This window comes from Bradyrhizobium sp. WU425 (genome assembly GCF_021052305.1).
In the GTDB taxonomy this organism is placed as follows: domain Bacteria; phylum Pseudomonadota; class Alphaproteobacteria; order Rhizobiales; family Xanthobacteraceae; genus Bradyrhizobium; species Bradyrhizobium canariense_D.
This window is the reverse complement of the sequence record NZ_CP088089.1, coordinates 4,876,894-4,889,462: the sequence shown is the minus strand read 5'-3', so window position 1 is coordinate 4,889,462 and position 12,569 is coordinate 4,876,894. Positions and strand designations below refer to the sequence as shown.

General features: G+C 64.2%; 15 protein-coding genes. 8 read left to right on the top strand and 7 right to left on the bottom strand.

From position 1 onward, the window contains the following. Positions 1–23: 23 nt before the first annotated feature. From guaB to BcanWU425_RS23875, 3 genes are all read left to right on the top strand, one after another. On the top strand, positions 24–1,514 hold the full coding sequence (gene guaB / locus BcanWU425_RS23885) for an IMP dehydrogenase (RefSeq protein ID WP_007609139.1): 1,491 nt from the start codon (positions 24–26) through the stop codon (positions 1,512–1,514). Positions 1,515–1,813: 299 nt separating this feature from the next. Then, positions 1,814–2,836 (top strand): NADP-dependent oxidoreductase, encoded by a 1,023-nt coding sequence (locus BcanWU425_RS23880; RefSeq protein ID WP_085395926.1) that lies wholly within the window; start codon positions 1,814–1,816, stop codon positions 2,834–2,836. A 150-nt stretch (positions 2,837–2,986) separates the two neighbouring features. After that, the gene (locus BcanWU425_RS23875) at positions 2,987–3,277 is read left to right on the top strand and encodes a hypothetical protein (RefSeq protein ID WP_026233756.1); all 291 of its coding nucleotides are present in this window, start codon (positions 2,987–2,989) and stop codon (positions 3,275–3,277) included. Positions 3,278–3,332: 55 nt separating this feature from the next. On the opposite strand, the gene BcanWU425_RS23870 is transcribed toward BcanWU425_RS23875, so the two are convergent. Continuing rightward, the gene (locus tag BcanWU425_RS23870; protein WP_018459197.1) at positions 3,333–3,992 is read right to left on the bottom strand and encodes a hypothetical protein; all 660 of its coding nucleotides are present in this window, start codon (positions 3,990–3,992) and stop codon (positions 3,333–3,335) included. A 168-nt stretch (positions 3,993–4,160) separates the two neighbouring features. Between BcanWU425_RS23870 and BcanWU425_RS23865 the strand changes: the two genes are divergently transcribed. Beyond that, positions 4,161–4,583: an MAPEG family protein gene (locus tag BcanWU425_RS23865; RefSeq protein WP_026233755.1), complete on the top strand. Its 423-nt coding sequence runs from the start codon at positions 4,161–4,163 to the stop codon at positions 4,581–4,583. A gap of 34 nt (positions 4,584–4,617) precedes the next feature. Then, positions 4,618–5,916 carry an RsmB/NOP family class I SAM-dependent RNA methyltransferase gene (locus tag BcanWU425_RS23860; RefSeq protein ID WP_018459195.1) on the top strand — a complete coding sequence of 433 codons (1,299 nt, stop codon included), beginning with the start codon at positions 4,618–4,620 and terminating at the stop codon, positions 5,914–5,916. Positions 5,917–6,049: 133 nt separating this feature from the next. Here BcanWU425_RS23860 and BcanWU425_RS23855 read toward each other — a convergent pair whose 3' ends face one another. From BcanWU425_RS23855 to BcanWU425_RS23845, 3 genes are all read right to left on the bottom strand, one after another. After that, on the bottom strand, positions 6,050–6,259 hold the full coding sequence (locus BcanWU425_RS23855; RefSeq protein ID WP_007592195.1) for a cold-shock protein: 210 nt from the start codon (positions 6,257–6,259) through the stop codon (positions 6,050–6,052). A gap of 259 nt (positions 6,260–6,518) precedes the next feature. Next, positions 6,519–6,851 (bottom strand): DHCW motif cupin fold protein, encoded by a 333-nt coding sequence (locus tag BcanWU425_RS23850; protein ID WP_085362172.1) that lies wholly within the window; start codon positions 6,849–6,851, stop codon positions 6,519–6,521. A 92-nt stretch (positions 6,852–6,943) separates the two neighbouring features. Then, positions 6,944–8,215, bottom strand: a complete 1,272-nt coding sequence (locus BcanWU425_RS23845; protein ID WP_204510955.1) for an MFS transporter — start codon at positions 8,213–8,215, stop codon at positions 6,944–6,946. 95 nt (positions 8,216–8,310) lie between these two features. Here BcanWU425_RS23845 and BcanWU425_RS23840 point away from each other — a divergent pair, with 95 nt between their 5' ends. Further along, positions 8,311–8,763, top strand: coding sequence for a winged helix-turn-helix transcriptional regulator (locus BcanWU425_RS23840; RefSeq protein ID WP_018459192.1), 453 nt, complete (start codon positions 8,311–8,313; stop codon positions 8,761–8,763). Positions 8,764–8,804: 41 nt separating this feature from the next. Here BcanWU425_RS23840 and BcanWU425_RS23835 read toward each other — a convergent pair whose 3' ends face one another. Beyond that, positions 8,805–9,176 carry a nuclear transport factor 2 family protein gene (locus BcanWU425_RS23835; protein WP_204510956.1) on the bottom strand — a complete coding sequence of 124 codons (372 nt, stop codon included), beginning with the start codon at positions 9,174–9,176 and terminating at the stop codon, positions 8,805–8,807. 144 nt (positions 9,177–9,320) lie between these two features. Between BcanWU425_RS23835 and guaA the strand changes: the two genes are divergently transcribed. Both guaA and BcanWU425_RS23825 read left to right on the top strand, forming a co-directional pair. Further along, on the top strand, positions 9,321–10,910 hold the full coding sequence (guaA, locus tag BcanWU425_RS23830) for a glutamine-hydrolyzing GMP synthase (RefSeq protein ID WP_085352859.1): 1,590 nt from the start codon (positions 9,321–9,323) through the stop codon (positions 10,908–10,910). 17 nt (positions 10,911–10,927) lie between these two features. Beyond that, entirely contained in the window at positions 10,928–11,317 is a 390-nt protein-coding gene (locus BcanWU425_RS23825; RefSeq protein ID WP_018459189.1) for a hypothetical protein, read from the top strand. 140 nt (positions 11,318–11,457) lie between these two features. Here the strand turns inward: BcanWU425_RS23825 and BcanWU425_RS23820 are convergent, their stop codons facing one another. Then, positions 11,458–12,090: a class I SAM-dependent methyltransferase gene (locus BcanWU425_RS23820; RefSeq protein WP_085352860.1), complete on the bottom strand. Its 633-nt coding sequence runs from the start codon at positions 12,088–12,090 to the stop codon at positions 11,458–11,460. Positions 12,091–12,101: 11 nt separating this feature from the next. Beyond that, on the bottom strand, positions 12,102–12,512 hold the full coding sequence (locus BcanWU425_RS23815; RefSeq protein WP_085395934.1) for a nuclear transport factor 2 family protein: 411 nt from the start codon (positions 12,510–12,512) through the stop codon (positions 12,102–12,104). Positions 12,513–12,569: the final 57 nt, after the last annotated feature.

The following is a 12,569-nucleotide window of genomic DNA, read 5'->3' as shown; positions in this document are numbered from 1 at the left end:
AGGGCCGCGGAAGGAGTTGGCACATGGCCACGGTGCAACAAGGCATTCGCGAAGCCCTCACGTTCGACGACGTGCTGCTGAAGCCGGGCCTGTCGGACGTCATGCCGGGCGAGGTCGACATCCGCTCCCGCGTCACCCGCGCCATTCCGCTCAACATCCCGATCATGGCCTCCGCCATGGACACGGTCACCGAAGCCCGCATGGCGATCGCCATGGCGCAGGCCGGCGGCATCGGCGTCATCCATCGCAATTTCGATCCCGAAGGGCAGGCTGCCCAGGTGCGGCAGGTCAAGCGCTACGAGTCGGGCATGGTGGTGAACCCGCTCACGATCAGCCCGGACGCCACGCTGGACGATGCGCTCAAGCTGATGAGCGATCACGGCATCTCCGGCATTCCCGTCGTCACCGGTGCGGGCAAGTCCACGCCGGGCAAGCTGGTCGGCATTCTCACCAACCGCGACGTCCGCTTCGCCACCGACCGCCAGCAAAAAATCTCCGAGCTGATGACCCATGAAGGTCTCGTCACGGTGCGCGAGAATGTCAGCCAGGACGAGGCGCGGCGGATGCTGCATCAGCATCGCATCGAGAAGCTGCTTGTGGTCGACGAGCAGTATCGCTGCGTCGGCCTGGTCACCGTGAAGGACATGGAGAAGGCGGTCGCCCATCCGCTGGCCTGCAAGGACGCGCAGGGCCGCCTCCGCGTCGCCGCCGCCACCACGGTCGGCGATAGCGGCTTCGAGCGCACCGAGCGGCTGATCGATGCCGGCGTCGATCTCGTCGTGGTCGACACCGCGCACGGCCATTCCCGTCACGTGCTCCATGCGGTCAACCGCATCAAGCGCCTGTCCAATTCCGTGCAGGTCGTTGCCGGCAACGTCGCGACCTCGGAGGGTGCGCAGGCGCTGATCGATGCGGGCGCGGACTGCATCAAGGTCGGCATCGGCCCGGGCTCGATCTGCACCACGCGCATCGTCGCCGGCGTCGGCGTTCCGCAGCTCACCGCGATCATGGATGCGGTCGAGGCGGCGAAGAAGTCGGACATCCCCGTCATTGCCGACGGCGGCATCAAGTTTTCCGGAGACCTTGCCAAAGCGCTCGCTGCCGGTGCCGACATCGCGATGGTCGGCTCACTGCTCGCCGGCACCGACGAGACGCCCGGTGAAGTGTTCTTGTGGCAGGGCCGCTCCTACAAGGCCTATCGCGGCATGGGCTCGGTCGGCGCGATGGCGCGCGGCTCGGCCGACCGCTACTTCCAGCAGGACATCAAGGACACGCTCAAGCTCGTGCCCGAAGGCATCGAAGGCCAGGTGCCTTACAAGGGCCCGGTCGGCAACGTCATGCATCAGCTCGCGGGCGGCCTGCGCGCCGCGATGGGCTATGTCGGTGCAAAGGACATGAAGGACCTGCACGACAAGGCCCAGTTCGTCCGCATCACCGGCGCGGGCCTGCGCGAAAGCCACGTCCACGACGTCACCATCACGCGCGAAGCGCCGAACTATCCGGGCGGGGGTTAGTCTCCGCTCTCGTGCCGCTCGGCTGCGCGTTGTTTTTCGCGCGCTAGCCTCGCATGCGCTGTCATGCCCCGGCTTGACCGGGGCATCCAGTACGCCGCGGCCTTTTCGGCTCGATCACGGCCGCCTCTGGAATACTGGATCGTCCGATCAAGTCGGGCGATGACAGCGAGGGCGTAGTTGGTGTGTACCAAACTTCATTTGCGGCGCTGTCGCGCCACCACGCTCCACCGTTTTTGTATTGACGCAGCTGCCTCCCTCCGCTTCCGTCCACGCCGAAGTATAATTTGGAGGAAGCCATCATGTCCCAAGGCAAACGCATCGTTCTCGCCGCGCGTCCCGTCGGCGAGCCAAAGCCGTCCGATTTCCGCATCGAGGAATTCGCGGTTCCTACGCCTGCCGCAGGCGAAGTCCTGCTGCGCACGATCTGGCTCTCGCTCGATCCCTATATGCGCGGGCGCATGAGCGACGGTCCGTCCTACGCGACGCCGGTGCCCGTCGGTGGTGTGATGGAAGCCGGTACGGTCTGCGAGGTCGCAGCCTCCAACAATCCAAACTTTGCCAAGGGTGACATCGTGCTCTCGCGCGCGGGCTGGCAGACGCACGCGATCTCCGACGGCAAGGGGCTGAACAAGATCGACCCGAAGCTCGCGCCGATCTCGACGGCCGTCGGCGTGCTCGGCATGCCCGGCATGACCGCCTACACGGGCCTGCTCGATATCGGCAAGCCGCAGCAAGGCGAGACCGTCGTCGTCGCCGGCGCCTCCGGCGCGGTCGGCTCGGCCGTGGGACAGATCGCGAAGATCAAGGGCGCACGCGCGGTTGGAATCGCAGGCGGCAAGGACAAATGCGATTACGTCGTGAAGGAGCTCGGCTTCGATGCCTGCATCGATCACCGCGATCCCGATCTGGCGACGAAGCTGAAGGACGCCTGCCCGAAGGGTATCGACGTCTATTTTGAGAATGTCGGCGGCGCCGTGTTCGAGGCGGTGTTCCCGCTGCTCAATGCGTTTGCGCGCGTACCCGTCTGCGGCCTCATCGCCCACTACAACGACACTGAAGCGAAGCCGCCGAAATGGGCCGCCAGCATGATGCGCGCGACCCTGACCAAGCGGCTGACCTTCCGCGGCTTCATCGTCTCCGACTTCGCCTCCCGCCATGGCGACTTCCTGCGCGACATGTCCGGCTGGGTCCGCGAGGGCAAGGTCAAGTACAAGGAGTTCGTCACCGAGGGCCTGGAGAGCGCGCCCGAAGCCTTCATGGGGCTTCTCAAGGGGGCCAATTTCGGCAAGCAGCTGGTGCGGGTCGGGCCGGACAAAGCTTGATCGGCCGCTCTCGCCCCCTCGGGGGCCGGGTATGGTTAACAAAGAGTGACTGATCGGCCACACCCGCCCGTAAAAGCCGCAGGTGTGACCGTCGGTTCATTGACGGGCTCGCGAAGGCATTGAATCATTGCGCATATTTCAGGTGCGATGATGTTAGAGCTTGTTGTTTTCTGCGTAATCCTGCTGGCTGCCGGTTATTGGGCGACCATGTTTGTCATGGGCCGTCGCGACGACGTCATCCATGGCAAGTTCGTCCATACCGAGGACGTGTTCGCGCAATCCGCGATGCCCACACCCACGCCGCCATTCCCCAAGCGCCCGGTCAATGCCGCGCGGCCTGCCAATGTTCTGCCCGCCAATACCGGGGCCAAACCGGTGAACAGCGACGCGCTGCAGTCCTTGCTTGCCGCGATCCAGCAGGATCTCAAAAGCGTCGCTTGAGCAGCGATGGGCAGCGCTCATGCTCGCCGCCCATCTTGGGGCGATCGAACAAAGTTTAAAGCACGCGATAGCGGATTGTGTAGGCGTCTTGCGGGGCGACCGGGCTTGCCAGCGGCGAGGCGATGCGGTCGGCGAGGTGCCAAGGGCCGAACTGAGGGCCGAACTGAGCGCCGGACTGTTCGGAGCGATGCGGCTCGGCCGGCAGGCGGAGGCGGAATTCGAAGGTGCCCTTGCCGGGCAGGTTCACGACCAGCACGCGGTCCGCAGTGCGGTGGTTGAGCGGTACCGCGCCACGCAGCACGGAGCGGCCATCACCGAGCTCCCGCACGCCCTCGACCAGTGCCAGCGTCTGGTTGCGGTCGGTATGCAGCTCGATCTGGGTGTCGGACGCCGCCGCCAAGGTCTCCTTGGGCATGCGGATCTCGAACTCGACCGCGGGTTTCGAGGGATTGAGGCCGAGATAGGCCAGCGCGGCATGGCGCATGTCGTAGGCGGCAAACGCAAACAGAGCGAGGGCGGCGAGCGCAGCGAGGCCATGCCTGAGGACATCGCGCCAGGTCCGATAGCTCATTCGGAAGTAGACCGTCATTGCCAGCGCCACCGCGAGCGCCGTCGCGATGCCTGCCAGCGCCGACATCAGGATGCCGAACTGGCCGTCGGCGGACTCGGTCAAAGCGCCGGTCAGGCTGCCGAACTGGCTGAAGAGGGTGTTCATGGCGGTCTCTCGCCTTGCGCGCCCCAAAGGGGGAAATCGCTTTAACTGTCGACAGTGGGTCGCCTCATCGGGAACGCCGGTTCAACTCGTTGATTGTCAGGACCAGCGGTGACCGCTAATGGACGCTAGCTGTGGTCTCCGCCGGATGGGAAATCCCGGGAAATTCCGATGTCCATTCAAATGGTTTTGCTGCCGGTCTTCGTGCAGGTCGGTCTCACCTTCGCGCTCCTGATCGCCATGGCGCTGGGACGCCGGCGCGCGCTCGTCTCCGGCGAGACCAAGAGCCGTGACATTGCGCTCGGCGAGCCCAACTGGCCCAAGGGCGCCACACAAATCGCCAATTGCTACCGCAACCAGTTCGAATTGCCGGTGCTGTTCTACGCCCTGATCGCGCTGGCGCTCCCGTTGCGCCATGCCGATCTCTTCATCGTGCTGATGTCCTGGGTGTTCGTGGTGACGCGCTTCGTCCATGCCGGAATCTTCGTCTCCTCCAACAATCTCGGGCGCCGCTCCACGATCTGGCTCGCCGGCGTGCTCGTGCTGCTCGCGATGTGGATCTACTTCGCACTGAAGATGCTCTTGTTGATCTGACGGTTAGCCGTCGGATTTGATCTGAAAGATTCAAATGACTCCCGCTGCCCGGCTGTCCGCAGCCATCGAACTGATCGACACCATCGAGAAGGACCGCGTGCCCGCGGCCAAGGCGCTGAAGGAGTGGGGCACCGCGCACCGCTTCGCCGGATCCGGCGACCGCGCCGCCATTGCCGGCCTCGTCTGGGACGTGCTGCGCCGCTATGCCTCGAGCGCCTACCTGATGGATTCGGATACCGCGCGTGCGCGGCTGATCGGCATGCTTCGCCTCGAGCGCAACATGGATACGGCGACGATGGCCGCGCTGTTCGACGGCAGCCGCTTTGCCCCCGCGCCGTTGACCGAGCCCGAGCAGGCCGCGCTCGCCTCGCGGTCGCTTGAAGGTGCCCCGGCCGCGATCGCCGGTGACTATCCGGAATGGCTGGATCCGTATTTGGCAAAAGCGTTCGGCGACGAACGCGTCGCGGAGGCGGCCGCGATGGCGAGCCGGGCGCCGCTCGACCTGCGCGTCAACACGTTAAAATCCAATCGCGACAAGACGCTGGGGGCGCTTGCTCACCTTCATGCGAAACCGACGCGTTGGTCCGCAACCGGCCTGCGCATCGAGCTTTCGGCCGATGCGCGCAACCCCGGTATCCAGGCCGAAGAGGATTTTATCAAGGGTGCCATTGAAGTGCAGGATGAGGGGTCACAGCTTGCGGCTGCCTTGACCGCGGCAAAACCTGGCGAGCAGGTGATCGATCTCTGTGCGGGGGCCGGCGGCAAGACGCTGGCGCTCGCCGCGATGATGCAGGGCAAGGGCCGGCTGATCGCGACCGACAGCGACAAGCGGCAACTTGCGCCCATTCACGAACGCCTGTCGCGCGCCGGCGTCCACAATGCCGATGTGCGCACGCCCAAGGGCGAGGCCGATCCGCTGGCGGAGATCAGCGCGACCGCCGACCTCGTCGTGATCGACGCGCCCTGCACGGGAACCGGAACCTGGCGCCGCAATCCCGATGCCAAATGGCGCATGCGTCCGGGCGCGTTGGAGATCCGCTTGCGGGACCAGACCGCGGTGCTCGATCGCGCGGTTCCGCTGCTCAAGGCCGGCGGCCGCATTGCCTACATCACCTGCTCGGTGCTCTCAGAGGAGAACGGCGACCAGGTGAGGGCGTTCACCGCCCGCCATCCCGAGTTCGCTGTGGTGCCGCCCGAGCAGACCGCGAGCGTGCTCTGGGACAAGGCCGAGGAGTTTGCGCAAGCCGCGCTGCAATCGCCGGAAGGCTGGCTGATGACGCCGCGGCGGACGGGGACGGACGGGTTCTTCGTCTCGGTCTTGAAGAAGGCATAGCCCACCCCACGACATCGCGGATGACGCGACGCCTGTCTCACCAAACAAGAACCCCGCGAACCGGAACCCGGTCGCGGGGTTTTCTAACTCGACGTTCTGCCGGTACGTCCGTGGTCAGAACGGTGCGCGGGCTTTAGCCGACGCGGAGATTGTCAGCCGAGGACTTGCCGCTGCGACGATCGGCGACGATGTCGAACGAGACCTTCTGACCTTCGTTGAGGGTCGAGAGGCCAGCGCGCTCGACGGCGCTGATGTGCACGAACACGTCCTTGTCGCCGTCATCCGGCTGAATGAAACCAAAACCCTTTTGATTGTTGAACCACTTCACGGTGCCCATAGCCATGGGAATTTCCTTTGCTTAAGAAGTTAACACGCGGACCGGTACGCACTATTGCGCCCATAGTCCTGATCAGTCGATGTTGGAGAAATCATCTGAAGCGTGCGCGCCCGTCAGCAACGAAGCGAAGCGGCCCAGTCGTTCGGCCAAGTATCGATGATCACAATATAGCGAGATTTTGGGGCCACTTCAAGGCACCACCCGCCGCTCGGGATGTCGCCGAATTTTGCTATTTTGCGGTGCAAATTAACCCTTCCGGGGCGCCTCAATCGACGATAAACAGCGTCGCCCCCGTCGTCGTCGAGGATCGGTGCGCTGCATCGCCGAAATCCGAGACCTGGTAGCTCATCCCCGCCGTGAGCTTGAACTTGCGGCCGTCGCGCAGCTCGCTGTCGAGCTCGCCCTGCAGCACGTACAGCACGTGGCCGCGGTCGCACCAATGGTCGGCGAGATAGCCCGGCGAATATTCGACCATCCGCACCCGGAGATCGCCGATGTCGAGCGTACGCCACTTGGCTTGCCCGGTCTCGCCGGGATGGACGGTCGGCTCGACCTTGCTCCAGTCGGTGACGGTGAAAGGGGAGGTGGGGAGCTTCATGATGGTGATCCTGAGGCGGCGACGGCAGTGCCGTTACTATCGGATGCTTTCGCGGTAGTCCTCATTTTTACAGTTCTTATTGTTTTCGGCCCTTATTTTTGCCCATGCATCAGCGCGCAATCTGCCGTCACCGGCATCCTGCTTGCGATGATGACCCAGACCAGCAGCGCGGCGGCACTGATTCCCGCGCCGAGCACGCAGACGCCGGACCAGCCGGCCATCGCGTACACCATCGTCGACGCGATCGCGCCAATCGCGCTTCCGACCGAGTAGAACACCATGTAACCGCCCACCAGTCGGCTCGCCGCATCGGGCCGCACGGCGATGATCAGGCTCTGGCTCGTCACGTGCACGGCCTGGAGTCCCAGATCCAGCACGATCACGCCGGCGACGACCAGCCAGAGCGAGCTTTGCAGGCAGGCGATCGGAGCCCAGGCACCCAGCATCAGCAGCAGTGACAGCCCGGTGGTCCGCTGGGCCCATCCGAGATCGGCAAGCCGCCCGGCATTGCGCGCCGCGAGCGCTCCGGCGAACCCGGCGACGCCGAGCAATCCGATGGTGGTATGCGACAGCGCGAAGGGAGGCGCCGAGAGCGGCAGCACGATCGACGTCCAGAACACGTTGAGATTGGCGAAGATCAGAAACGCAAACAACGCGCGCTCGCGCAGTATCGGCTCCTCGACAAACAGCGAGGCGGTTGAGCGCAACAGCGACAGATAAGAGGATCGGGCCAGCGCCGACTGCCGGCCGCGCGGCAGCACGCGCAGGAGCAGCGCCGCCATGGCCAGCATGAGGCCGGCCGAGACCAGGTAGACCATTCGCCAGCCGCCGAAATCGGCCAGCGCGCCCGAGGCGAACCGCGCCAGCAGGATGCCGGCGACGACGCCGCTCGTGACGGTGCCGATCGCGCGACCGCGCCCGTCCGGTCTGGCCAGCGTCGCGGCGAAGGCGACGAGGACCTGGACGACGACGGCGAGCATGCCGACTAGCGCCATTCCCACAAGCAGCACGGCGGCATGCGCCGCCGTGCCGACGATGACGAGGCCGATCGCCGACAGCACGGTCTGGCCGACGATCAGGCGGCGGCGATCCCAGAGGTCGCCGAGCGGCACGATTAGGATCAAGCCGAACGCGTAGCCGATCTGGGTGAAGGTCACCACCATCCCGATCGCGGCGGGGTCGATGCCGAGATCGCGCGCCATGGCATCGAGCAGCGGCTGCGCGAAGTAGATATTGGCGACGCTCAGGGCGCAGGTCAGCGCCAGCAGCATCGCCATCCCGTGCGAGAGCCCGCGCCCGGCGTCATCGTCGGCTTTTTCGTTGGCCCTGGTCGGTCCGGCTGTCGCGGCATCGTGACTTGTCATTGTCGTCTCCAGCACGTTCCATCTAGTCTTAAAATAAGACCAGTTGCGCGGCGTGCTGTCTAGTCCTATTTTAGAACCAGTTCGGAGGACGGCGAATGAAGCGGACCGGTTTTGCCGAGGCTGACTGCCCGGTGGCGCGTGCACTCGACGCAGTTGGGGACATTTGGTCGCTTCTGATCGTGCGCGATGCCTTCGACGGGCTGCGTCGATTTGGCGATTTCCAGAAGAACCTCGGCATCGCCAAGGGCATGCTCACTGCGCGGCTGCACAGGCTGGTGGAGCTTGGCGTGCTCGAACTGATTCCGGCCTCCGACGGCAGCGCCTATCGGGAATATGCGCTGACCAAGAGGGGGCGCGAGCTGTTTCCAGTCGTGGTCAGCTTGCGCCAATGGGGCGAAGCGAATCTCTACGCGCGCGGCGAAGTCCATTCGGACCTGGTGGACGAGACGGGCCAGCCGGTCGGGAAGCTCGTGCTTCCGTCGCGGGCCGGTCGTCCGCTGGCATGGTCCGATACCAGGGTGAGAAAGGCCGGTCTGCGCAAGCGCTGATTCGCGTCGGCCTTGGTGCGTCCTCGAGCTAGAAGCGCGACTCAGGGCACCGGATGATTCGCCGATCCCTGCACGATCTTTCCGGCCGCGTTCACCCGCAGATATTCGCAGATCCGCTTTCCCCGCTCGTTCTCGTAGAACACCACCACGCTATCAGGGCTGACGAACAATTCGATCAGCGAGAAATGCAGGTTCGGCAACAGCGCGAGCGCCTTGCCCCAATAGGCGCGTAACGCATCCTTGCCGCGCACGGTGCCGCTTTCATCGAACCCCAACATGGGGATGCGGTCCGAGGTCATCACGGCGTCCTCGTCATAGAGCGTGAGCACGCGCTCGAGATCGCCGGTATTCCAGGCCTCGACCCAGGTGCGGCCGAGCGCGGCGAGAGTCGACGGCTGATGATGGTGTGGCATGACGTTCTCCCTGATCGGCCCTTGATGACGAGCCATATTAGGTCAATAATACTTACCTATATCGATTTGTCCATGCCCAAAGAAGAATGTGGGCGCGCGGCCCGCGCGGTTGCGGGAAAAGCCCCCGTCGCGTATCTGCTTGCCATGACAGCAGCACAGACCGACCGCTCCGCGTCGACGCCCTCGGCGCATGACAAGATTCTCATCGTCGACTTCGGCAGCCAGGTGACGCAGCTCATTGCGCGTCGCGTGCGCGAGGACGGCGTCTATTGCGAAATCGTCCCGTTCAACAAGGCCGAACAAGCCTTCAACGAGATGAAGCCGAAGGCGGTGATTCTCTCCGGCGGCCCTGAATCCGTACATGAGGCGGGATCGCCCCGGGCGCCGCAAGCGATCTTCGATTCCGGCGTGCCGGTAATGGGCATCTGCTACGGCCAGATGGCCATGGCGGAGCAGCTCGGCGGCACCGTCGAGGGCGGCCATCACCGCGAATTCGGCCGCGCCGATGTGGAGGTGAAGGCGCCGAGCAAGCTGTTCGAGGACGTCTGGTCGGCAGGCGGCAAGAACCAGGTCTGGATGAGCCATGGCGACCGCATCACCAAGATGCCGCCGGGCTTCTCGGTCGCCGGCACCTCGCCGAACGCGCCGTTCGCGATCATACAGGACGAGACGCGCAAATATTACGGCCTGATGTTCCACCCGGAAGTGGTGCACACGCCCGACGGCGCCAAACTGATCCGAAATTTCGTCCGCAAGATCGCAGGCCTTTCCGGCGACTGGACCATGCGCGCCTTCCGCGAGGAGGAGATCGCGAAGATCCGCGCCCAGGTCGGCACGGGCAGGGTGCTCTGCGGCCTGTCCGGCGGAGTCGATTCCGCGGTCGCGGCCGTGCTGATCCACGAAGCGATCGGCGAGCAGCTCACCTGCGTTTTCGTCGATCACGGCATGCTGCGCCTTGACGAAGCGAAGACGGTCGTCGACCTGTTCCGCCACCACTACAACATCCCGCTCGTGCACGTGGATGCCTCGAAGCAGTTTTTGGGCGAGCTCGAAGGCGTCACCGACCCGGAAGTGAAGCGCAAGACCATCGGTCGCCTCTTCATCGAGGTGTTCGAGGCGGAGGCCAAGAAGATCGGCGGCGCTGACTTCCTGGCGCAAGGCACGCTCTATCCTGACGTGATCGAGAGCGTCTCCTTCACCGGCGGCCCGTCGGTGACGATCAAGTCGCACCACAATGTCGGCGGGCTCCCCGAGCGCATGAACATGAAGCTGGTCGAGCCCCTGCGCGAGCTGTTCAAGGACGAGGTGCGCAAGCTCGGCCGCGAGCTCGGCCTGCCCGAAATCTTCGTCGGCCGCCACCCGTTCCCGGGCCCCGGCCTCGCCATCCGCTGCCCCGGCGAGATCACCCGCGACAAGCTCGAGATCCTGCGCAAGGCGGACGCGGTCTACATCGACCAGATCAGGAAGCACGGTCTCTACGACGACATCTGGCAGGCCTTTGCCGTGCTGCTTCCTGTGAAGACCGTGGGCGTCATGGGCGACGGCCGCACCTACGACTTCGTCGTCGGCCTGCGCGCCGTCACCTCCACCGACGGCATGACCGCGGACTTCTACCAGTTCGACATGAAGTTCTTGGGCGAGACCGCGACGCGCATCATCAACGAGGTGAAGGGCGTGAACCGGGTGGTGTATGACGTGACCAGCAAGCCGCCTGGGACGATTGAGTGGGAGTAGTTTTTAGAGACCGAGGCATGCTGATGCGCGCCGCGTTGAAAGTGGTGATGGCCGCAATATTTGCCATGCCGGCTGCGGTGGCTCTGGCGAAGTCTCCGGACTGCGCGAGTTGGCCCAATAACATGGCCCTCGTGCACCTCAAGAACGCCGGCCTGATTGATATCCCATCAGTGATCGAGGCGCAGACGAAGGCCGTTCGTCTCGCATCCGAAAAGATCGGCAAAGACCTCTACCAGCAGGTTTACGACATCACGTTTCACACCAAGGATGGCAAGACGATCGAGGTCATCACGAAAAGCCAAGCATCAAGCGAGGAATGCTCGATGAGCGGCGTCGACATCTACGTGGTCTCGAACAAAATCGGCGGGTCGGCGGAGCTGCCATCTGACGGCAGGACTAAAAAGTGATCCGGTTGCATCGAAAGCTCAAGAACCGAAATTGACCTGCAGCGGATGCGTAGGGCGGATTAGCCGCAAATCCGGCCTCTCTCGCCGAGTCGCGCGCAAGATGGCAGATTACGCTTCGCTAATCCGCCCTACGATCTCTGTCACGGCTTCACGAACCGATACACGAAGCGATCGGTTTTGCCCTTGATGGCGGGATCGAACACCTTGATCGTGTGCGGATCGTCCTTGTTCGCGAGCAGGGTGCTTTCCGCGTCCAGCACGAAGCCGGCCGCCTCCACCTCCTTGCGAACGGATGCAGGCTCAATCCGATGCAGCGATTGGGCCTCGCTCGTGCCCGCCCCGAGCGCGGCGGCGTGGTCGACGATGACGTAGCACCCGCCGGGCTTCAGCCGCTCGTAGACGGCGCGATTGAAGTCGGCCGCCGTCGCGCCCCTGGCCTGGATCAGCGCGGTGTGGAGGTCGTGATAGAACAGGTGCAGCCACAGGACATCCGCTGGTCGCGTGACCTGCGGCATCGCCACGAGGTCCGCTGACACGGCTTCGACGTTGTCTCGGCCCGGCTCCTTCGCAAGCCTCCGCATAAGGCCGAGCGGATCGTTCTTGAAGTGCGCGACTTCGGCCGGCACGAAGCTGTCAACCCGTCCTTCGGGTCCCACGATCTCGGAGAAGACACGGGTCCAGTCGCCGTCGCCTGGGTAAACGTCGATCACGGTGGCGCCCGCATCGATACGTGCGAACCGGATCAACTCGGACAGCTTGGATTGGTCGTACATCTGGATTTCCTTTAGGCTTGGGCATTCGACACGCGCGCGGCTCGTGCCAGTGCCTGCGTGTCGACGTACTCCCGGATGTTCGTCAGTTTGCCGTTGCGAACGGTGATGGCGAAGACCCAGTCGTCCCTAAACGTCTTGTTCGTGGCTTTGATCTTTCCCTTTGCGAATCCGACGACCAGGACCCGGTCTCCTTGCGCCACGAACTCGCGGGGTTCGGTGGACGTTTCGATCGACTTGGATGCCCTCTCGAGCAAATCCGCCACCCCGTCGTGCCCGCGATGCGTTCCGGCCAGCGGCCAGTCCTCGCCGGGGATGATCCACTCGATGTCTTCGGCGATCAGCGCCAGCAGAGTTTCCCTGTCGCCTCGGCCGATCGCGGCGAAGAAGTCCTTCACGGTCTGGATGTTTGTCTCGATACTCATGGGAATTTCTCCATTTCGCTCCGATCGGATCGCGCTCGATCCGATCGCATGCTTCGT

Bases quoted from the DNA above. Each gene is read 5' to 3' on its own strand.
- BcanWU425_RS23870 (WP_018459197.1), bottom strand. From the start codon at position 3,992: ATGAACACCCTCTTCAGCCAGTTCGGCAGCCTGACCGGCGCTTTGACC.
- BcanWU425_RS23825 (WP_018459189.1), top strand. From the start codon at position 10,928: ATGCTGATGCGCGCCGCGTTGAAAGTGGTGATGGCCGCAATATTTGCC.
- BcanWU425_RS23850 (WP_085362172.1), bottom strand. From the start codon at position 6,851: ATGAAGCTCCCCACCTCCCCTTTCACCGTCACCGACTGGAGCAAGGTC.
- BcanWU425_RS23855 (WP_007592195.1), bottom strand. From the start codon at position 6,259: ATGGCTATGGGCACCGTGAAGTGGTTCAACAATCAAAAGGGTTTTGGT.
- guaA (WP_085352859.1), top strand. From the start codon at position 9,321: ATGACAGCAGCACAGACCGACCGCTCCGCGTCGACGCCCTCGGCGCAT.
- BcanWU425_RS23840 (WP_018459192.1), top strand. From the start codon at position 8,311: ATGAAGCGGACCGGTTTTGCCGAGGCTGACTGCCCGGTGGCGCGTGCA.
- BcanWU425_RS23845 (WP_204510955.1), bottom strand. From the start codon at position 8,215: ATGACAAGTCACGATGCCGCGACAGCCGGACCGACCAGGGCCAACGAA.
- BcanWU425_RS23835 (WP_204510956.1), bottom strand. From the start codon at position 9,176: ATGCCACACCATCATCAGCCGTCGACTCTCGCCGCGCTCGGCCGCACC.
- BcanWU425_RS23860 (WP_018459195.1), top strand. From the start codon at position 4,618: ATGACTCCCGCTGCCCGGCTGTCCGCAGCCATCGAACTGATCGACACC.
- BcanWU425_RS23880 (WP_085395926.1), top strand. From the start codon at position 1,814: ATGTCCCAAGGCAAACGCATCGTTCTCGCCGCGCGTCCCGTCGGCGAG.
- BcanWU425_RS23865 (WP_026233755.1), top strand. From the start codon at position 4,161: ATGTCCATTCAAATGGTTTTGCTGCCGGTCTTCGTGCAGGTCGGTCTC.
- BcanWU425_RS23875 (WP_026233756.1), top strand. From the start codon at position 2,987: ATGTTAGAGCTTGTTGTTTTCTGCGTAATCCTGCTGGCTGCCGGTTAT.
- guaB (WP_007609139.1), top strand. From the start codon at position 24: ATGGCCACGGTGCAACAAGGCATTCGCGAAGCCCTCACGTTCGACGAC.
- BcanWU425_RS23815 (WP_085395934.1), bottom strand. From the start codon at position 12,512: ATGAGTATCGAGACAAACATCCAGACCGTGAAGGACTTCTTCGCCGCG.
- BcanWU425_RS23820 (WP_085352860.1), bottom strand. From the start codon at position 12,090: ATGTACGACCAATCCAAGCTGTCCGAGTTGATCCGGTTCGCACGTATC.